Genomic DNA, 18,658 nt, shown 5'->3' on the forward strand with positions numbered 1-18,658 from the left:
GCTCACTCCCCTCCCTTGTCTGCTGCCGTGCCGGGGACGGGCGGCATGATCGACCCGTCCTCGAGGAACTGCGGCAGCCTGGCCGGCGGCACGGTGCCCGGGATGGCGGCGCGTGCCGGACGCACGGTCTCGCCCTCGACGCCGTAGAGCGCCTCCCAGATCGCGCGGATGCCCTCGCCGGTGGAGCCCGACCCGGTGCCGCCCTGGCTGATCATCATGACCACGACGTAGTCCTTCGAGTAGGACGCGACCCAGCCGGTCGACTGCTTGCCGTAGACCTCCGCGGAGCCGGTCTTGGCGCGGATGGTGACGTCGTCGATGGGGAAGCCGACGAGCTTCCAGGCCATCGTGCCCACCCGGGAGACGTTCTCCAGGGCGCCGTCGATGTAGTCGAGGTACTTCTTCGGGACGTCGACCTCGCCGACCTTGCGTGGGGCGATGCGGCGCAGCACCTTGCCCTCGGGGCTGACGATCGCCTTGGCGACGGTCGGCGCCCAGAGGGTGCCGCCGTTGCTCAGCGCGGCGTAGCCGCGGGCGAGCTGGAGCGGCGTGACGATCGTGTCGCCCTGGCCGATGGAGAAGTTCACGGCGTCGCCGGCGCGGTAGAGGTTGCCCTCGAGGCAGAACTCGCGGGCGAACTTGTAGACGAAGTCGCTCGTGTCGTCGGTCTGCGGCTTGGCGCTGAGCTCGCAGTAGTAGTCCTTCTGTGACTCGTAGTAGGCCTGCTTCCAATGGCGGTCGGCGATCCGGCCGGGCGCCTCACCGGGCAGGTCGATGCCGGTGCGGGAGCCGAAGCCGAAGTCCTTGGCCTCCTCGACCAGCGGGTCCTTGGCGTCGATGTCGGCCGGGTCGCTTCCGAAGCGCTGCCAGAAGTCGTAGCCGATGCGGTAGAAGAAGGTGTTGCAGGAGACCTCGAGCGCCTTGGCGAAGCCGATGCTGCCGTAGGCGCCGGACTCGTAGTTCTTGAACACCCGGTTGCCGACCTGGAAGCCCGAGGAGCACGGCAGCGCAGTGTCCATCGAGTAGCCGTTGGTCAGCGCGCCGGCCGTCATGAACGGCTTCCACGTCGACCCGGGGGCGAACTGGCCCTGGGTCGCGCGCGAGAGCAGCGGCGTGCCGGCCTTCTCGGAGTAGAGCCTCTTGAGCTGCTCCTGGCTGATGCCACCGGTCCACACGTCGGGGTCGTACGTCGGCTGGCTGGCCATCGCGACCACCCGTCCGGTCTTGGCGTCGAGGACGACGGCGGCGCCGGAGTCGGCGACGTACTTGCGGCCGGTCACCGTGTCGAGCTGCGTGCGCTGGAAGGCGATCCGCTCGGCCAGCTGGCGCTCGACGACCGACTGCACCTTGGCGTCGATCGAGGTGACGAGCGTGTCGCCGGGCGTGCTGTCGACGAGCGAGTCGTCGCCAAGGACGCGGCCCATGGAGTCCACCGCGACGCGGCGGTATCCGGGCAGGCCGCGCAGCCACTCGTCGTACTGCTTCTCCACCCCGGCACGGCCGACGACGGACGCGCCGTTGAGGGAGCGGTCGTCGCGCTCCGCCGCGAGGTCGTACTCCTCCTCGGTGACCGGGCTGAGGTAGCCCAGCACGTGGGCGAGGTTGATGCCGAAGGGTCGCGGGTAGGAGCGGACGTTCTGCTGCTCGGCCAGCACGCCGGGGTAGTCCTCCGGCTGCTCGAGCACCTGCAGGGCGACGCTCTTCGGTACGTCGGTGGCCACCGGCACCGGCTGGTAGGGCGAGCCGTTCCAGCACACGTCGCGCACGCTTCCGGGGTCGCCGCACGTCACGAGGCGGGCCTCGACGTCGGCCGGCTGGGCGTCGACGACCACGGAGACGCGCCGGACCAGCTCGGTGCGCTGGCGCTCCTCCAGCTTGCCGAGGAGCGTGCGATCCATCGAGATGACCCACGAGGTGCGGTTGGCCACGAGCGGTCGGCCCTGGTTGTCGACGATCAGCCCGCGCTGGGGCTGGACGACGATGTCGCGCACGGACTGGTCGGCGGCCTGCGCCTGGTAGGACTCGCCGCCGATGACCTGGAGGTAGTAGAGCCGGACGAACAGGGTCGCGAAGAGCGAGAAGACGAGGGCCTGCACCACCACCAGCCGCAGGCGGCTCCGGTCGCCCCTGCCCCGGGTGGCAGGCCTCACGAGGCGGCCCACTGCGGGCTGAGGCGCGTGAAGAGCTTCATCAGCGGCGGGAGCACGAACGGGGTGAGCAGCACGTCCCACGCGACAGCGACCAGGACCACCTCGAGCAGCCCGGCGACCGACATGGCGGGGTCCTGGAGCAGCACGCCCGAGAGCGCGAACAACGACGTCGCCACGAACGACGCCGCGGCGACGGTGCCGACCACGGCGAGCGCGGTCGGCTTCTGGTCCTGGCGCACCCGGGCGGCGAGGAACGCCACCACCGTCAGTGCGAGCGCCCAGCGACCGGCCACGTGGTCGGCCGGTGGCGCGAGGTCGAGGGTGAGCCCGGCCGCGAAGCCCAGGACCAGGGCGAACGGCGCCTCGACGGTCAGTGCCGCCGCGACCACGACCAGCAGGCAGAGGTTGGGGACGATGCCGTGCCACGCGACGTGCGGGAAGAGGGTGACCTGCACGACGAGCGCCACGACGACCGCGGCGAGGGCGGCCAGCCAGCGGAGGTAGCTCATCGCAGGCTCCCGTCGGCCTCGACCAGGGCGCGGTCGCTCCGAACGCCGCTCGGGACCATCACGCCGACGACGTCGAGGGCGGAGAAGTCCACGAAGGGCTTCACCACCGCGCGCTGGGAGGCCTCGCGCAGCGAGCTGTAGACCTCGGTGATGGTGCCGATGGGCACGCCCGGGGCGTAGGGGCCGGTCGTGCTGCCCCACGTCACGACGGTGTCGTCGCGAGCGGGCACCGACGCGTCGTCGACGAGGCGCAGGTCGAGGCCCGACTCCTGGTCGAGCGACCCGCTGCCGGTGACGAACCCGATCTCCATGCTCGACCCGACGCGACCGCCGACGGTCGAGTCGGGGTCGATGACGAGCAGCACGGTGGCGGTGGTGCGGGTGACCCGCAGCACCCGGCCGACGAGGCCGTCGTTGTTGACGACCGTCATGTCGGGACCGACGCCGGCCTCCGAGCCGGCGTCGATGGTGACCGTGAAGCTCTGCGACTGGCGCGAGCCCAGCGCGACCACGCGGGCCGGGACGAGGGCCGACCCCAGGTCCTCCGCGGCCGTGGTGAGTCCGTCGTACTGCTCGAGGCGGTTGCGGTCGAAGCCGGCCAGCTCGACCTGGCCCTTGAGCTCGGCGTTGCTGGCCTCGAGGTCCCGCACCTGGTCGGCGAGGTCGCCCTTGCTGCGGAACCACGCGGGCACGGCGGTGAAGGGGCGCACGGCTGCGGCGACGCCGGTCTCGGCGGGACCGAAGGCCTCCCCCACCACGCGTCGCGCCGGCTCGATCGGCGAGCTGGCCCCGCCGGACACGTCGAGGGTGATGAGCGTGACGCTGGCCAGGACGAGCGCCACCAGCAGCGAGCGCGGCGGGCGGTTGCGCGACTCGAGCCGGTCGAGGCCGGTCCAGCGCCGCTCGCGACCCTCGTGCCCCCCGAAGGCCCCCATCAGAAGCGCCTCGGGTCGGAGACCAGGACCTGCTGGAGCGCCTCGAACTCCTCCACGCACTTACCGGCGCCGTAGGCCACCGAGGACAGCGGGTCCTCCGCGACGTGGACGGGCATGCCGGTCTCGTGGCGCAGCCGCTCGTCGAGGCCGCGCAGCATCGCGCCGCCACCGGTGAGGACGATGCCGCGATCCATGATGTCGCCGGCGAGCTCGGGCGGCGTCTGGTCGAGGGTGGTGCGGACGGCGTCGATGATGCTGTGCAGCGGCTCCTCGAGCGCCTGGCGCAGCTCGGAGCTGGAGACGACCACGGTGCGCGGCAGGCCGGAGACCATGTCGCGCCCGCGGATCTCGGCGTCGGGCTCGCTGGGCAGCGGGAAGGCGGAGCCGAGGGTCATCTTCATCTCCTCGGCGGTGCGCTCCCCCAGCATGAGGGAGTACTCCTTCTTCATCCACGCGATGATCGCCTGGTCGAGGTCGTCGCCGGCGGTGCGCACCGACAGGCTCGTGACGATGCCGCCCAGGCTGATGACCGCGACCTCGGTGGTGCCGCCGCCCACGTCGACGACCATGTTGCCGGTGGCCTCGTGGACGGGCAGCCCGGCGCCGATCGCGGCCGCCATCGGCTCCTCGACGATGTAGACCTTGCGGGCGCCGGCCTGGTAGCCGGCCTCCTTGACCGCGCGCTGCTCGACGGCCGTGATGCCGCTCGGCACGCAGATCACCATGCGCGGCTTGGCGAAGTAGCGGCGGCGGTGCACCTGGTGGATGAAGTAGCGCAGCATCTGCTCGGTCGCCTCGAAGTCGGCGATCACGCCGTCCTTGAGCGGGCGGATGGCAGCGATGGTGTCGGGTGTGCGACCGATCATCCGCTTGGCCTCGTGGCCCACCGCCAGCACCTCGCCGGTGGTGGTGTTCATCGCCACGACGGACGGCTCGTCGAGCACGACGCCCCGGCCGCGGACGTAGACGAGCGTGTTGGCGGTGCCGAGGTCGACGGCCATGTCGCGGCCGATGAAGCCCCCTGTTGTGCCATTCAGTGCCATTGCCGCTGCTGCCCTTGCAGGTCGGGTCGTACTCGGGAAGAGGGGACGGCGAGGCTGCCGACCCACGCTCAGGTTAAGGAGCGGGAGCGGGTCTTCCCGGGAGGACACGCGGCTGGCGTCAGGCCAGGTCGCTGAACCAGATCCCGATCTCGCGGGCGGCGGAGGCCTCGGAGTCCGAGCCGTGCACGAGGTTCTGCTGGACGGCCACGCCCCAGTCGCGGCCGAGGTCACCGCGGATGGTGCCGGGGGCGGCCACGGTCGGGTCGGTGGCGCCGGCGAGCGAGCGGAAGCCCTCGATGCAGCGCTCGCCCTCGATCACCACCGCGAGCACGGGGCCCGACAGCATGAACTCCACGAGCGGGCCGTAGAACGGCTTGCCCTCGTGCTCGGCGTAGTGCGCGGCGAGGATCTCCGGGGTCGCGGTGCGCAGCTCGACGGCCGCGAGCGTGTAGCCCTTGGCCTCGATCCGGCGCAGGACCTCGCCCGAGAGGCCGCGGCGCACGCCGTCGGGCTTGACGAGGACGAGGGAACGCTGGACGTCGGTCATGCGGGGCAGCCTAGCGAGGAGGCTCAGCCCTGTTCCGCGCGGTACGCCGCCCACGCGGCGGCGCGCTCGCGCTCGATCTTCCGGCCGAGGAGGTCCGCGGCCGTCCAGAGCGCGGCGAAGACGGCTCCGAGGCCGAACATGACGGGGACGACGAAGCCCAGGGCGATGGCCGCGACCTGCACGACGTAGCCGGCGAGGTAGGCCCACTCGGCCCGCAGCATCCCGGCCAGCAGGAGGCACACGACCGCGAGGCCGAGACCGACGGTCACGGCCGTGCCGGCCGGGACGTCGGCGATGGTGATCATCACGGGCGTGGTCAGGCCGAGGGTGATCGCCTCGAGGCTCAGGACGGCGGCGGCCATCCCGCGCCGCGGCGAGCGCTCGGTGTTGGTCGGCACCGGGTCGGGGGTCTCCTCGCTCATCGGCGTCCCTTCAGCAGGGAGCGGGCCTCGCCCACGGTGACGACCGACCCGGTGACGAGCACCGCGCCGGCGCCGATCGAGACATCGATCGCCTCCCCTGCCTCGGCCAGGGTCGCGGCCCGGTCGATCGCGTCGGCGAGGTCGGGGACGACGCTGACGCGGTCCTCGCCGAAGATCTCGGCAGCGGCTCGCCCGATGGCCGCGGCGGACATCGAGCGCGGGGTGGAGTTCTGGGTGCACACCACGTGCGCGAGGTGGGGCTCGAACGCCGCCAGCAGGCCTTCGTGGTCCTTGTCCTCCATCACGCCCAGGACCCCGACCAGCGGGCTGAACGAGAAGGAGTCCTCGAGCGCGGCCGCGACGGCCTCCGCGCCGTGCGGGTTGTGCGCGGCGTCGAGCAGCACGGTCGGGCTGCGCCGGATGATCTCGAGCCGGCCGGGCGAGGTGACCTCGGCGAACGCAGCGCGCACCACCTCGTCGTCGAGGACGCCGGTCCCGGCGAACGCCTCGACAGCGGCGAGCGCCACGGCGGCGTTCTGGGCCTGGTGGGCTCCGTAGAGCGGCAGGAACACGTCGTCGTACCGGGCGCGCAGGCCCTGCAGGGAGACGACCTGTCCGCCGACTGCGGGGGTGCGCGAGGCGACACCGAACTCGATGCCCTCGCGCGCGATCGTCGCGCCGACCTCGGCCGCGCGCTCGAGGAGCACGGCGGCGACCTCGGGCGTCTGCTCGGCCAGCACGGCGACGGAGCCGGCCTTGATGATCCCGGCCTTCTCGGCCGCGATGGTCACCGCGTCCTCGCCGAGGTACTTGGCGTGGTCGACGGCGACGGGCAGCACCACGGCGACGTCGGCGTCGATGACGTTGGTGGCGTCCCAGCTGCCGCCCATGCCGACCTCGACCACGGCCACGTCGACGGGCGCATCGGCGAAGGCGGCGAAGGCCATGGCGACGATCGTCTCGAAGAAGCTGAGGGGGTGGTCCTGCTCGGCGTCGACGAGATGGGTGTATGGGGCGACGTCGTTGAAGGCGCGCACGAACGCCTCGTCGTCCAGCGGCTCGCCGTCGATGCTGATCCGCTCGCTCATCCGCTCGAGGTGCGGGGAGGTGAAGCGGCCGGTGCGGAGGTCGAGGGCGCGCAGCAGGGTCTCGATCATCCGGCTGGTGCTGGTCTTGCCGTTGGTGCCGGTCAGGTGGATCGAGGGGAAGGAGTGCTGCGGCTCACCGAGCAGCTCGGTGAAGGCCTCGATCCGGTCGAGGCTGGGCTCCAGCCTGGTCTCCGGCCAGCGCGACAGCAGCGCGTCCTCGACCTCGGCGAAGGTCTCGGCGAGGCGGGGGGCGTCGGGGGCAGTGTCGTGGGCGTCAGTCATCGCCCTCCGAGTCTATTGACCCGCTGCACCCTGCGACGACTCGTCGCCGGGCACCCGGACGACGTGCTCGGCCATGTCCACCGTCGGCTCGTAGCCCAGCGCCGCGTAGATCTTGTTGGAGGTGGGGTTGGCCCGGTCGGTGAACAGGCACATCCGGTGGCCCGCAGCCAGGCCGCGCCGCGTCAGCTCGCCGACGACGTACGACGCGATCCCGCGCCCGCGGAACTCTCGGGGCGTGAAGACCGGACCGATGCGGGAGACGCCGTACGACGGCAGGCCCGCGCCCGTCAGGTGGGCGATCGTGCCGTCGGGCAGCTCCCACAGCCACTCGACACCCTCCCGGATGCGGACCAGCACGCTGTCGAGCGTGTTGTGCTCACCCGAGGCGGGGTCGGGCTCACGTCCGGCCTGCTCGTCGGCCTCGACGTGGAAGGCGGTGAACCAGGACAGCACCAGGGCGGCGTCGTCCTCGGTCGCGAGCCGCAGGCGTCCCTCGGGCGCAGGCGGCACGGTGACCGAGGTGGCCTCCCACAGGCGGGTCGCCTTGTCGGCGACCACCACTCCCCCGGCCAGCTCGGCCGTGGCGCGGGCCAGCACCTCGGCCCCGGGGAGGGCACCGTTGGCGCCGCCGAGCAGCTCGCCGCGCTCGTGGAGTGCCGCGGCGAGCAGGCGGGCGGCCGCGTCCGGCATGGGCATCGAGAAGGACGGGTGGGGCGGGAAGGGGGCGGTCCGCATGGTGGCGCTCACGACCCTGCCCGGGGCGTCGCGCACGACCACCCACCAGCGCTCGAACGGCGCGTCGACCTCCGCCCAGGAGCCACGCCCGGCCGCGAGCTCGCGCGCCGTCCGCTCCGTGACGCTGGCGATGACGCTCCCCATCACCGGGTCGGCGGCGAGCACGTCACTGGCCGCGTCGAGGAAGGGCTGCGGAGCGTCGAAGAACTCGAGCGCGAAGGCGCCGTCAGTCGGGAGAGCCATGTCGTCACGCTAGGGGTCGGTGCACGTGCGTCGATACTCGTTTTCGCAGGCCGGAGGCCCGTCAATAGACTCGGCGCATGACTGAGAACCCCAGCACCCAGGCCCCGGACACTGGTCCGACGACAGCGAGCACCGACCAGCGTGCCGTCGTCGTACCGGAGCGTCCGGCGCTCGAGGGGCTGGAGGACAAGTGGTCGCAGCGGTGGGCCGACGAGGACACCTACGCCTTCGACCGCACGCAGCCGCGGGAGAACGTCTACTCGATCGACACCCCGCCGCCCACGGTGAGCGGTTCGCTGCACGTCGGCCACGTCTACTCCTACAGCCACCCCGACCTGATCGCGCGCTACCAGCGGATGCAGGGCAAGGCCGTGTTCTACCCGATCGGCTGGGACGACAACGGCCTGCCGACCGAGCGGCGCGTGCAGAACTACTTCGGCGTCCGCTGCGACCCGACGCTGCCCTACGACCCCGACTTCACGCCGCCGGAGAAGCCCGACGCCAAGAAGCAGGTCCCGATCAGCCGGCCCAACTTCATCGAGCTGTGCGAGCAGCTCGTCGTCGAGGACGAGAAGGCGTTCGAGGCGCTGTGGCGCCAGCTCGGGCTCTCGGTCCAGTGGAACCCGACCTACACGACCATCGGCGACCACTCGCGCACCGTCAGCCAGCGCGCGTTCCTGCGCAACTACGCCCGCGGCGAGGCGTACCTCTCCGAGGCGCCGACGCTGTGGGACGTCACCTTCCAGACCGCCGTCGCGCAGGCCGAGCTCGAGGCACGCGACTACCCGGGCGCCTACCACCGCGTCGCGTTCCACCGCCCGGACGGCACTCCGGTCCACATCGAGACCACGCGTCCCGAGCTCATCCCGAGCGTCGTCGCGCTGATCGCCCACCCCGACGACGAGCGCTACCAGGACCTCTTCGGGACCACGGTCACCTCGCCGGTCTTCGGCGTCGAGATCCCGGTCCTCGCCCACCACGCGGCCGAGCCCGACAAGGGCGCCGGCATCGCGATGTGCTGCACGTTCGGCGACCTCACCGACGTGATGTGGTGGCGCGAGCTCAGCCTCCCCGTCCGCACGGTCGTCGGCCGCGACGGGCGCCTCACCCGCGAGACGCCCGAGTGGCTCAGTGCTGGTTCGGGTGGGGCCGAGGGCGCCGCGACGGCGTACGCCGAGATGGCCGGCAAGACCACCTTCAGCGCCCGCGAGGCGATCGTCGCGCTGCTGCGCGAGTCGGGCGACCTCGACGGCGAGCCCAGGGCCACCCAGCGCATGGCGAACTTCTACGAGAAGGGCGACAAGCCGCTCGAGATCATCGCCACGCGCCAGTGGTACATCAAGAACGGCGGCAGGGACGCGGCCCTCCGCAAGGAGATGCTGGTCCGGGGTGAGGAGATCACCTGGATCCCCACCCACATGAAGCACCGCTACGACAACTGGGTCGGCGGCCTCAACGGCGACTGGCTGATCTCACGCCAGCGGTTCTTCGGCATCCCGTTCCCGGTCTGGTACCCGCTCGACGCCGACGGCGAGCCCGACCACGACCACCCGCTGATGCCGACCGAGGCGCAGCTGCCGGTCGACCCGTCGACGCAGGCGCCGGAGGGCTACACCGAGGACCAGCGCGGCAAGCCCGGCGGCTTCGTCGGCGACCCCGACGTGATGGACACCTGGGCGACGTCCTCCCTCACCCCGCAGATCGCGGGTCAGTGGGGCGTCGACGACGACCTGTTCTCGCGCGTCTTCCCCTACGACCTGGCCACCCAGGCGCACGACATCATCCGCACCTGGCTGTTCTCCCGCGTCGTCCGCGCGGACTTCGAGCAGCAGGTCGTGCCGTGGTCGCACGCGATGATCTCCGGCTTCATCGTCGACCCCGACCGCAAGAAGATGTCGAAGTCCAAGGGCAACGTCGTCGTCCCGACCGACATCCTCGACAAGTACGGCGCCGACGCCGTCCGCTGGCGCGCCGCCATCGGCCGTCCCGGCATGGACTCCCCCTTCGACGAGTCGCAGATGAAGGTCGGGCGCCGCCTGGCGATGAAGGTGCTCAACGCCTCGAAGTTCGTCCTCGGCAACGTCGGCGCCACCGAGCTCAGCCCGGCCGTCGTCATCAACCCGGTCGACTGCGCGCTGCTCGGCAGTCTCGAGATCGTGGTCCGACGGGCGACGGAGGCCTTCGACGCCTACGACTACACGACCGCGCTCGAGGTCACCGAGAAGTTCTTCTGGGAGTTCTGCGACGACTACCTCGAGCTGGTCAAGGAGCGCGCGTACGACGCCGAGGGCGGCGTTGGCACCGACTCCGCGCGCGCCACCCTGGCCATCGCGCTGCACGTCCAGCTCCGGCTGCTCGCGCCGTTCCTGCCCTACGCCACCGAGGAGGTCTGGTCGTGGTGGCAGGACGGCTCCATCCACCACGCCTCGTGGCCCACCGCCGCCGACCTCGGCTCGGCTGCTGCCTCTCAGCCGCTGGTCCTCGACGCGGTGGCGGCTGCGCTGACCGGCATCCGCGGCGCCAAGTCGCAGGCCAAGGCCAAGATGCGCGCCCCGCTCTCCCGCGTCGAGATCACCGGCCCGGCATCCCTGGTGGAAGCCGCCCAGCAGGCGCAGGACGACCTACGGGCCGTCGGCACCATCGTCGGTGACCTGGACTTCGTCACCGACGAGTCGGCCACCGAGCTGCGGGTCACCGCCGCCGACCTGGCGCCCACCGAGGACTGAGCACGACCGATCCCCCTCCCGCACCTGCTGGACGGTGCGGGAGGGGGATCCGTGCGTCCGGGAGCTCCTCCGCACCGCCGAGCGGTGGTGGGGCGTCAGCCCTTGCCGTTCCCGTGGCCGTTGTTCGAGCCGGGGCCGTTGCCATTGCCGTTGCCGTTGCCGGGGTTCTGCGCCGCCTGCTGCGCGGCCTGGGCTGCTGCCCGCTCGGCCTCGCGCTGGGCCTTGGCGGCCTCCCGCTCGGCAGCCCGCTGCTCCTTGGCGGCCTCACGCTGAGCCTTCGCGGCCTCCCGCTGCGCGGCACGCTGAGCCTTCTCGGCCTCCCGCTGCGCGGCACGCTGAGCCTTCTCGGCCTCCCGCTGCGCGGCACGCTGAGCCTTCTCGGCCTCCCGCTGCGCGGCACGCTGAGCCTTCTCGGCCTCCCGCTGCGCGGCACGCTGGGCCTTCTCGGCCTCCCGCTGCGCGGCACGCTGGGCCTTGGCGGCCTCCCGCTCCGCGGCACGCTGGGCCTTCTCGGCCTCCCGCTGCGCGGCCCGCTCGGCCTTCTCGGCCTCCCTCGCGGCGTCGCGGTCCGCCGACGACGAGCCGTCGTCGTCCGAGGACGCGGGGTCGGAGGACTGCGCGGCAGCAGTGCCGGAGTCGTTCGAAGAGCCACCGGACGTGCCCGCCGCGTCGGTGTCCTCCGACGCCGTGTCGCGGGACGCCTGCTCGGCTGCGGCGGCGACCACTGCCTCCAGCGGCTGGGCGCTCAGCTCGGCCGGGATGGCGGCCGGCGCCTCGGGCGCAGCGGGCGCCACCGGCGGCTCGAGCGGGGCGCGCTCGACCGGCGCGGCGATGGGCTTTCCGGGCCGGACGATGTCGCTGAGGCCGAATCCGCGACTGACCGACACCGACATCAGGACGGCGCAGAGCACGGCGACGAGCGCGAAGCCGACGAGCGGCCGCTTCTGGTCAACCCCCACGGGGTCCCCTTCCCACATGCTGACGAGACGCCAGTCTCTCCGGGCCATGACGCATGTCCCGCGTCGATGGCCCGGAATAGCCCGAAATGACTAGATCGCCATGGTCATGTCGGGCCAGGGGTCAGGCGGACTTCTTCTTCCGGCCCTCGGCCTCGCGCGGGATGAGGGTCGGGGCGACGTCGTCCTCGACGACCTCGCGGGTGACGATCACCTTCGCGACGTCGCCTCGCGAGGGGACGTCGTACATCACGTAGAGGAGGACCTCCTCGATGATCGCCCGCAGGCCGCGGGCACCGGTGCCGCGCTCGAGGGCCGCCTCGGCGATCGAGTCGATCGCGTCGTCGGTGAACTCGAGCTCGACGCCGTCGAGGTCGAAGAGCTTCTGGTACTGCTTGACGAGCGCGTTGCGCGGCTCGGTGAGGATCTGGACGAGCGCCTCGCGGTCGAGCTTGCTCACGCTGGCGATCAGCGGCAGGCGACCGATGAACTCGGGGATCAGGCCGAACTTGGTGAGGTCCTCGGGACGGACCTGGACCAGCAGGTCGTCGGCCTCGCGCTCGGCCGCGCCGCGCACCTCCGCGGTGAAGCCCAGCGACTTCTTGCCCACGCGCTGCTCGATGATCTGCTCGAGGCCCGCGAACGCACCACCCACGATGAAGAGGATGTTGGTGGTGTCGATCTGGATGAACTCCTGGTGCGGGTGCTTGCGACCACCCTGCGGCGGGACCGAGGCGGTCGTGCCCTCAAGCATCTTGAGCAGTGCCTGCTGCACGCCCTCACCGGAGACGTCGCGTGTGATCGAGGGGTTCTCCGCCTTGCGGGCCACCTTGTCGATCTCGTCGATGTAGATGATGCCCGTCTCGGCCTTCTTGACGTCGTAGTCGGCGGCTTGGATGAGCTTGAGGAGGATGTTCTCCACGTCCTCGCCGACGTAGCCGGCCTCGGTGAGCGCGGTCGCGTCTGCGATCGCGAAGGGGACGTTGAGCATCCGGGCGAGCGTCTGCGCCAGGTAGGTCTTGCCGCAGCCGGTGGGGCCGATGACCAGGATGTTGGACTTGGCGACCTCGACGACGTCGTCCTTGGCCTTGCCGCTGACGGGCTGCAGCCCGGCCTGGACGCGCTTGTAGTGGTTGTAGACCGCGACAGCGAGGGACTTCTTCGCGTGCTCCTGGCCGATCACGTAGGAGTTGAGGAACTCGAAGATCTCCCGGGGCTTGGGCAGCTCCTCGAGGCTGACCTCGGCGCCCTCGGCGAGCTCCTCCTCGATGATCTCGTTGCACAGCTCGATGCACTCATCGCAGATGTACACGTTGGGGCCCGCGATGAGCTTCTTGACCTGCTTCTGGCTCTTTCCGCAGAAGTTGCACTTGAGCAGGTCGCCACCGTCACCGATACGTGCCACGAGTCGTGTCCTCCAGTCTCGCCGGATGGGGGCTCCGGCACTCCACACCTTGCACAGTCGTGCTTGACCAAGGGCCGTACGACGGTACCCCGTGCCGGCCCCGGACGGGGGCCGGACACGAGATGTCGTCGACCATCATTTCGAGCCTCGGCTCAGCCTCGGCACGCCCTCAGGCGAGGGCCGGGGCGCCCTTGCGGGACTCGATGACCGCGTCGATCAGGCCATACTCCACGGCCTGCTCGGCGGTCAGGATCTTGTCGCGCTCGATGTCGCGGCTGACCTGCTCGATGTCCTTGCCGCTGGACTCGGAGATCATCTTCTCGAGCAGCTCGCGCATGCGCAGGATCTCGTTGGCCTGGATCTCGATGTCGGAGGTCTGGCCGAACGTGCCCTCGGTGTAGGGCTGGTGGATCAGGATGCGGCTGTTGGGCAGCGCCATCCGCTTGCCCTTGGCGCCGGCGCCGAGCAGGATCGCGGCCGCCGAGGCCGCCTGGCCCAGGCACACGGTCTGCACGTCGGGCTTGATGAACTTCATCGTGTCGTAGATCGCCGTCAGCGCCGTGAACGAGCCACCGGGGCTGTTGATGTAGATGCTGATGTCGGTGTCGGGGTTCATCGTCTCCAGGCACATCAGCTGGGCGATGACCGCGTTGGCCACGTCGTCGCTGATCGGCGTGCCGAGGTAGATGATGCGCTCCTCGAACAGCTTGGCGTAGGGGTCGATGCGGCGGAAACCGTAGGAGGTGCGCTCTTCCCACTGCGGGATGTAGTAGTTCATGGGATTCAGTCCTTGGTCCGGGCCGGGCGGCCCTCGTCGGCGGCTTCGCGGGCGCTGGTGATGACCTGGTCGACGAGGCCGTAGTCGACGGCCTGGTCGGCGGTGAACCACCGGTCACGGTCGGCGTCGGCCACGACCTGCTCGACGCTCTGGCCGGTGTGCTCGGCGATGAGGTCGAGCAGCACCTTCTTGATGTGCAACGACTGCTGGGCCTGGATCTTGATGTCGGACGCCGAGCCGCCCATGCCCGAGGAGGGCTGGTGCATCATGATGCGCGCGTGGGGCAGGGCGTAGCGCTTGCCCTTGGTGCCGGCGCAGAGCAGGAACTGGCCCATCGAGGCCGCCAGGCCCATGCCCACGGTCGCCACGTCGTTGGGGATGTAGTTCATCGTGTCGTAGATCGCCATGCCGGCGTCGACCGAGCCGCCGGGGCTGTTGATGTGGAGGAAGATGTCGGCCTCCGGGTCCTCCGCGGAGAGCAGGAGGAGCTGCGCGCAGATCGCGTTGGCGTTCTGGTCGCGCACCTCCGAGCCGAGGAAGACGATGCGCTCACGGAGGAGGCGCTGGTAGATGTGGTCGTCGAGGCCATACATCCCACCGGCGCCGTTCATCTCGGGCGAGAGGGCTGGGCTGGAGTTCTGGTTCACGCTGGCGACACTAGCCGGAAGGACGGACACTTCCACGCGCTGACCCACCCTGTTCGCCCACAGCGGATTCAGGGCCGCACCCTCAGTCGAGGGCGACCTCCTCCAGCACCTCCCGGAAGACCCGCCACCGCTCCGGGCCCACCTGCGCTGCCCACGCCTCGTCGCAGGCTGCCAGCACCGCCGCGGCACGGGCGAGGGCGTCACGGCCGGCGTCGGTGATGCGTACGACGCGGGCCCGGGCGTCGTGGTCGGCCACGGTCACGGTCACCATGCCGAGCGCCTCGAGCTGGCGGACGAACTGGCCGCACCCCTGGGTGGTCATCTCGGCGCACTCGGCCAGCTCGCTGATCGTCAGCCCCTCCTGCGGCAGCCACTCCAGCACGCGCAGCTGGGAGGGCCGCAGGTCGGGCGCGTCCGCGGCCAGCCGCTCGCGCAGCCGTCCGAAGACCATCCCCATCAGCATCGGCAGGTGCGGTCGGGCCGCCGGAAGCCTCTTGACGCCAGTCATGAAAGCAACTTACATTCCTTGTCCATGAAAGCAACTTTCACGCCGTTGCCCGGGGTCGACCGGCGTGAGGTGCTCGGGGCCGACGACGTCACCGGCGCCGAGCTCGAGGCGATGGTCGCCGAACTGTGGGACCTGCCGTCGGTACGGCTGCTCGACTCCACGGCCGAGCCCGTCGCCTACGACGTCCCGTCGATCCTCACCGGCGCGCGCACGTGGGTCCACGGGCACGCCGACGCGGGGAACGGTCCGGCGCCGTTCACCCTCTTCGTGAAGCGAGTGCACAACTGGCGGCACTCCCCCGCCTTCGCCGGCGTACCTCCTGAGATCGGCGAGTGGGCGGCCGCCTCGCTCCCGTGGCGTGCTGAACCACTCGTCTACGCCTCCGACCTGCGCGAACGGCTCCCCGAGGGACTGACGATGCCGCGCGGGCTGCGCGTCGAGGAGCGTCCCGACGAGACCGCCGTGGTCTGGATGGAGGCCGTCGCGGCCGACCCCGTGGCGTGGGACGCCGACGACAGCGTCCGTGCCGCGCGCCTGCTCGGCCGGCTCTCCGCCAGTCCCGAGGTCGCGGGGCTGGCCGGCATCGACCCGCAGCCGTGGCACGTCGACAGCTTCGTCGCCGGCCGACTGGCCCACACCGTGCTCCCCGGCCTGCACGACGACGCCACGTGGCGCCACCCCGTCGTCGCCGAGCACTTCGGCGACCTGCGCGACGGCCTCCTGGCAGCAGCACGCCACCTCGACGTGCTGGCGCAGGAGTTCGCCTCCTCCCGCCACCTGGCCTCCCACGGCGACGCCTGCCCCAACAACCTGCTGCGCCGCGCGGGCGACCCGGGCTTCACGCTGATCGACTTCGGCTTCTGGCGGCCCCAACCGGTGGGCTTCGACCTGGCCCAGCTGCTGGTGGGAGACATCCAGATCGGGCAGCAGGACGCCGACGACCTGCCCGAGCGAGCGGCCGCGTGCGTGGCGTCGTACGCCGCCGGGCTCGCCGACGAGGGCCTCGACGTCTCGCTGCAGGAGGTCCGCCGCGCCCACGCCGTGAGCCTGATGCTGTTCAACGGCCTGCCCAGCCTGCCGCTCGAGAGGCTCGACGACCCCGACGAGGCCGCGCTGGACCACTGGTCGCGCCAGCGTGCCGCGATCGCCCGCTACGCCCTCGACGTGCTCGAGCTGACCGACCGCTGAGTTTCGCTGACGCGCGGTTTCGCTGACGCGCGGCGTCCTCCTCCCTAGGGTGGGACGGTGGACGGGGGACACCGGCTCAGCCGGGCGGCACGCTGTGCCGGGGCGACACTGGCGCTCTGCATGACCGCGTGCGGCACGCAGTCCTCCTCGGACGAGCCCGCACCGAGCCCGTCCGTCTCGTCCGGGACCGCTGACGCGGCAGCGATGCGCGAAGCGGAAGCGACGGTGCGGGCCTTCTTCGCGGTGAAGGGGCGAGCCGAGGACCCGTTCAGCGTCCGGCTCGACAAGCAGGCGGCCTACCTCACGTCCCCTGACGTCAACCCGGCCGCAGCGTACGAGTCCAGCACGAGCGACCGCCCGTCGCTCATCACCGACGACGAGGTGAGCGTCGAGCTGTCCGACATGCGGTGGGTCGGGGACGAGATCCTCGTCGACTTCGAGTTCCGCAGCACCGGCCTGAGCTATCCGATGATCGGCGACGAGGTGCAGCGCGACGACCCACTGGCTGCGGAGGGCCACTGGGACGGCACCGCGACGCTCGAGCAGCGTGACGACGAGTGGTTGATCAACGACCTGACGATCGTCTCCTCCGGCGGCTCGATCAGCTGACCCCCGAACGACACGACCGGCGCCCACCCGAGGGTGGACGCCGGTCGTGGTGCTCGTGGTGCGGGAGGCTCAGGCCTCGTCGGACTCCGCCTTCTCGGGAGCGGCAGCCTCGTCGGTGCTCGTCTCGACCGGCTCCGCGCCGATCGTGCCGTCGGGGCGCAGGTTCTTGAGCTCGACCACGTTGCCCGAGGCGTCCTTCACGGTCGCCGCCTCGACGATCGTGGCCAGCGCCTTGCCGCGCAGGATCTCCTGCACGAGCTCGGGGATGTGGTTGTGCTCGAACATGTGGTTGGCGAACTCCTGCGGGTCCTGGCCGGACTGCTGGGCGCGCCGCACGAGGTGCTCGGAGAGCTCGGCCTGGTCGATGCCGAACTCCTCCTTCTTCGCGATCTTGTCGAGGATGAACTGGGCGGCGACGGCGTCGCGGACCCGGCGCTCGAGGTCGGCCTCGAACTCCTCCTGGGTCTGGCCCTCGTCCTCGAGGTACTTCTCCATGGTGATGCCGGCGAAGCCGAGCTGCTGCTCGACGTTCTGACGACGGGCGTTGAGCTCGTCGGTGACCATCACCTCGGGCAGCGGGATGGAGACCTTCTCCAGCAGGGCCTCGAGGACCGCGTCGCGGGCGGCGGCGGCCTGCTCGAGGCGCTTGCCGCGCCCGAGGCGCTCGCGCACGTCGGCGGTGAGCTCCTCGGCCGTGTCGAACTCGGAGGCGAGCTGGGCGAACTCGTCGTCGTACTCGGGGAGCTGCTGCTCCTGCACGGCCGTGACCTTGACCGTCACCTGGACGGGCTCGCCGACCAGGTCACCACCGGCGAGCTCGGAGTCGAAGGTCGCGTCGTCGCCGGCGGAGAGGCCGACGAGGGCCTCGTCGAGGCCGTCGATCATGCCGCCGCGGCCGACCTTGTAGGACATGCCGGTGACCTCGCCGCCCTCGACGGTCTCGCCGTCCTTGGCCGCGACCAGGTCGATGGTGACGAAGTCGCCGTCGGCAGCCGCGCGCTCGACGGGGACGAGGGTGCCGAAGCGCTCACGCAGCGCCTCGACCTGCTCGTCGACGTCGGCGTCGCTGATCTCGACGTCCTCGACGCTGGCCTCGAGGCCGTCGTAGGCCGGCAGCTCGAAGTCGGGCTTGACGTCGACCTCGGCGGTGAACTCCAAGGACTCGTTGTCCTCGAACTTCGTCACCTCGATCTCCGGCTGGGCCAGCGGCTCGAGGTCGTGCTCCTGCAGGGCAGCCATGTACTGCTGCGGGACGACGGCGTTGATCGCCTCGTCGAGGACCGGGCCGCGGCCGACCTGGCGGTCGATGACCGCCGGCGGGACCTTGCCCCGGCGGAAGCCCGGGACGTTGATCTGCTTCGCGATCTTCTGGTACGCCGCGTCGAGGCTCGGCTTGAGCTCCTCGAAGGGCACCTCGACGGTCAGCTTGGCCCGGGTGGGGCTCAAGGTCTCGACGGCGCTCTTCACAAATGTCTCCTGATGCTGAAGGTCTGTGGGTGGACCACACGGGGAAAGGTGCGGCATCGCCACGGCACGGAGCCCGGCGACCGCAAACCTCGCCAGTCTATCGACGGCGCGCGCACAGGCCGAATCACGCGAAGCGTGGCCCTCGCCGGCGTGACGGGTGGGGCTGGAGTCGGCTGGTGGGTCGGGGCGACAGGACTCGAACCTGCGATCTCCTGCTCCCAAAGCAGGCGCGCTAGCCACTACGCTACGCCCCGCCAAACGGGCCCCGACGCGCTCCGGGAGGAGACGCCGCGGCCTGCTTGGAGCGGATGACGGGAATCGAACCCGCGTAGCCAGTTTGGAAGACTGGGGCTCTACCATTGAGCTACATCCGCGCGCGTCCCGACGACGTGGTTCTCGCCGGTGCGGGTGTCATGGTGC

17 protein-coding genes and 2 tRNA genes are annotated in these 18,658 nt (G+C 71.0%); 3 read left to right on the forward strand and 16 right to left on the reverse strand.

The features are described from left to right. Positions 1-2: 2 nt before the first annotated feature. The 8 genes from mrdA to HOO61_RS20625 all read right to left on the reverse strand — a co-directional run bounded on the left by mrdA (position 3) and on the right by HOO61_RS20625 (position 7,954). Entirely contained in the window at positions 3-2,150 is a 2,148-nt protein-coding gene (gene mrdA / locus HOO61_RS20590; protein ID WP_172258994.1) for a penicillin-binding protein 2, read from the reverse strand. Further along, positions 2,147-2,659, reverse strand: coding sequence for a rod shape-determining protein MreD (mreD, locus tag HOO61_RS20595; RefSeq protein WP_172258993.1), 513 nt, complete (start codon positions 2,657-2,659; stop codon positions 2,147-2,149). The genes mrdA and mreD overlap by 4 nt, the downstream gene beginning before the upstream one ends. Continuing rightward, on the reverse strand, positions 2,656-3,594 hold the full coding sequence (gene mreC, locus HOO61_RS20600) for a rod shape-determining protein MreC (RefSeq protein WP_172258992.1): 939 nt from the start codon (positions 3,592-3,594) through the stop codon (positions 2,656-2,658). The genes mreD and mreC overlap by 4 nt, the downstream gene beginning before the upstream one ends. After that, complete coding sequence (locus tag HOO61_RS20605; RefSeq protein WP_172258991.1) at positions 3,594-4,637, reverse strand: rod shape-determining protein; 1,044 nt, start codon at positions 4,635-4,637, stop codon at positions 3,594-3,596. The genes mreC and HOO61_RS20605 overlap by 1 nt, the downstream gene beginning before the upstream one ends. Before the next feature lie 118 nt (positions 4,638-4,755). Then, on the reverse strand, positions 4,756-5,184 hold the full coding sequence (ndk, locus tag HOO61_RS20610) for a nucleoside-diphosphate kinase (protein ID WP_172258990.1): 429 nt from the start codon (positions 5,182-5,184) through the stop codon (positions 4,756-4,758). 23 nt (positions 5,185-5,207) lie between these two features. Then, positions 5,208-5,606 (reverse strand): DUF4233 domain-containing protein, encoded by a 399-nt coding sequence (locus HOO61_RS20615; protein WP_253942384.1) that lies wholly within the window; start codon positions 5,604-5,606, stop codon positions 5,208-5,210. After that, the gene (locus HOO61_RS20620) at positions 5,603-6,976 is read right to left on the reverse strand and encodes a folylpolyglutamate synthase/dihydrofolate synthase family protein (protein WP_172258989.1); all 1,374 of its coding nucleotides are present in this window, start codon (positions 6,974-6,976) and stop codon (positions 5,603-5,605) included. Before HOO61_RS20620 ends, HOO61_RS20615 begins: the two co-directional genes overlap by 4 nt. 12 nt (positions 6,977-6,988) lie before the next feature. Beyond that, positions 6,989-7,954, reverse strand: a complete 966-nt coding sequence (locus HOO61_RS20625; protein ID WP_172258988.1) for a GNAT family N-acetyltransferase — start codon at positions 7,952-7,954, stop codon at positions 6,989-6,991. 77 nt (positions 7,955-8,031) lie between these two features. On the opposite strand from HOO61_RS20625, the gene valS reads away from it, so the two are divergent. Further along, complete coding sequence (gene valS, locus HOO61_RS20630; protein WP_172258987.1) at positions 8,032-10,680, forward strand: valine--tRNA ligase; 2,649 nt, start codon at positions 8,032-8,034, stop codon at positions 10,678-10,680. A gap of 95 nt (positions 10,681-10,775) precedes the next feature. On the opposite strand, the gene HOO61_RS20635 is transcribed toward valS, so the two are convergent. The 5 genes from HOO61_RS20635 to HOO61_RS20655 form a co-directional block, all read right to left on the reverse strand. Continuing rightward, the gene (locus HOO61_RS20635; protein WP_172261474.1) at positions 10,776-11,639 is read right to left on the reverse strand and encodes a hypothetical protein; all 864 of its coding nucleotides are present in this window, start codon (positions 11,637-11,639) and stop codon (positions 10,776-10,778) included. Positions 11,640-11,760: 121 nt separating this feature from the next. After that, positions 11,761-13,041, reverse strand: a complete 1,281-nt coding sequence (clpX, locus tag HOO61_RS20640) for an ATP-dependent Clp protease ATP-binding subunit ClpX (protein WP_172258985.1) — start codon at positions 13,039-13,041, stop codon at positions 11,761-11,763. A gap of 169 nt (positions 13,042-13,210) precedes the next feature. Beyond that, a complete protein-coding gene (locus HOO61_RS20645) occupies positions 13,211-13,819 on the reverse strand; it encodes an ATP-dependent Clp protease proteolytic subunit (protein WP_172258984.1) in 609 nt (202 codons plus the stop codon). Positions 13,820-13,824: 5 nt separating this feature from the next. Next, on the reverse strand, positions 13,825-14,412 hold the full coding sequence (locus HOO61_RS20650) for an ATP-dependent Clp protease proteolytic subunit (RefSeq protein ID WP_299925124.1): 588 nt from the start codon (positions 14,410-14,412) through the stop codon (positions 13,825-13,827). 136 nt (positions 14,413-14,548) lie between these two features. Continuing rightward, the gene (locus tag HOO61_RS20655) at positions 14,549-14,974 is read right to left on the reverse strand and encodes a MarR family winged helix-turn-helix transcriptional regulator (protein ID WP_172258983.1); all 426 of its coding nucleotides are present in this window, start codon (positions 14,972-14,974) and stop codon (positions 14,549-14,551) included. Positions 14,975-14,998: 24 nt separating this feature from the next. On the opposite strand from HOO61_RS20655, the gene HOO61_RS20660 reads away from it, so the two are divergent. Together HOO61_RS20660 and HOO61_RS20665 are read left to right on the forward strand one after the other, a co-directional pair. Continuing rightward, positions 14,999-16,162, forward strand: coding sequence for a phosphotransferase (locus tag HOO61_RS20660; RefSeq protein WP_172258982.1), 1,164 nt, complete (start codon positions 14,999-15,001; stop codon positions 16,160-16,162). A gap of 204 nt (positions 16,163-16,366) precedes the next feature. Then, positions 16,367-16,771: a hypothetical protein gene (locus HOO61_RS20665; RefSeq protein WP_172258981.1), complete on the forward strand. Its 405-nt coding sequence runs from the start codon at positions 16,367-16,369 to the stop codon at positions 16,769-16,771. Between the two features lie 69 nt (positions 16,772-16,840). On the opposite strand, the gene tig is transcribed toward HOO61_RS20665, so the two are convergent. The 3 genes from tig to HOO61_RS20680 form a co-directional block, all read right to left on the reverse strand. Further along, on the reverse strand, positions 16,841-18,238 hold the full coding sequence (tig, locus tag HOO61_RS20670; protein WP_172258980.1) for a trigger factor: 1,398 nt from the start codon (positions 18,236-18,238) through the stop codon (positions 16,841-16,843). 181 nt (positions 18,239-18,419) lie between these two features. Beyond that, positions 18,420-18,492, reverse strand: a tRNA-Pro gene (locus HOO61_RS20675). A gap of 46 nt (positions 18,493-18,538) precedes the next feature. Beyond that, a tRNA-Gly gene (locus HOO61_RS20680) sits at positions 18,539-18,612 on the reverse strand. Positions 18,613-18,658 lie beyond the last annotated feature (46 nt).

This window comes from Nocardioides sp. zg-1230 (genome assembly GCF_013155335.1).
Lineage (GTDB): Bacteria > Actinomycetota > Actinomycetes > Propionibacteriales > Nocardioidaceae > Nocardioides.

Excerpts from the sequence above, each read along its gene's own strand:
- mreD (WP_172258993.1), bottom strand. The coding sequence starts at position 2,659 with ATGAGCTACCTCCGCTGGCTGGCCGCCCTCGCCGCGGTCGTCGTGGCG.
- mreC (WP_172258992.1), bottom strand. The coding sequence starts at position 3,594 with ATGGGGGCCTTCGGGGGGCACGAGGGTCGCGAGCGGCGCTGGACCGGC.
- HOO61_RS20605 (WP_172258991.1), bottom strand. The coding sequence starts at position 4,637 with ATGGCACTGAATGGCACAACAGGGGGCTTCATCGGCCGCGACATGGCC.
- ndk (WP_172258990.1), bottom strand. The coding sequence starts at position 5,184 with ATGACCGACGTCCAGCGTTCCCTCGTCCTCGTCAAGCCCGACGGCGTG.
- HOO61_RS20615 (WP_253942384.1), bottom strand. The coding sequence starts at position 5,606 with ATGAGCGAGGAGACCCCCGACCCGGTGCCGACCAACACCGAGCGCTCG.
- HOO61_RS20620 (WP_172258989.1), bottom strand. The coding sequence starts at position 6,976 with ATGACTGACGCCCACGACACTGCCCCCGACGCCCCCCGCCTCGCCGAG.
- HOO61_RS20625 (WP_172258988.1), bottom strand. The coding sequence starts at position 7,954 with ATGGCTCTCCCGACTGACGGCGCCTTCGCGCTCGAGTTCTTCGACGCT.
- valS (WP_172258987.1), top strand. The coding sequence starts at position 8,032 with ATGACTGAGAACCCCAGCACCCAGGCCCCGGACACTGGTCCGACGACA.
- HOO61_RS20645 (WP_172258984.1), bottom strand. The coding sequence starts at position 13,819 with ATGAACTACTACATCCCGCAGTGGGAAGAGCGCACCTCCTACGGTTTC.
- HOO61_RS20650 (WP_299925124.1), bottom strand. The coding sequence starts at position 14,412 with ATGTATGGCCTCGACGACCACATCTACCAGCGCCTCCTCCGTGAGCGC.
- HOO61_RS20655 (WP_172258983.1), bottom strand. The coding sequence starts at position 14,974 with ATGACTGGCGTCAAGAGGCTTCCGGCGGCCCGACCGCACCTGCCGATG.
- HOO61_RS20660 (WP_172258982.1), top strand. The coding sequence starts at position 14,999 with ATGAAAGCAACTTTCACGCCGTTGCCCGGGGTCGACCGGCGTGAGGTG.
- HOO61_RS20665 (WP_172258981.1), top strand. The coding sequence starts at position 16,367 with ATGCGCGAAGCGGAAGCGACGGTGCGGGCCTTCTTCGCGGTGAAGGGG.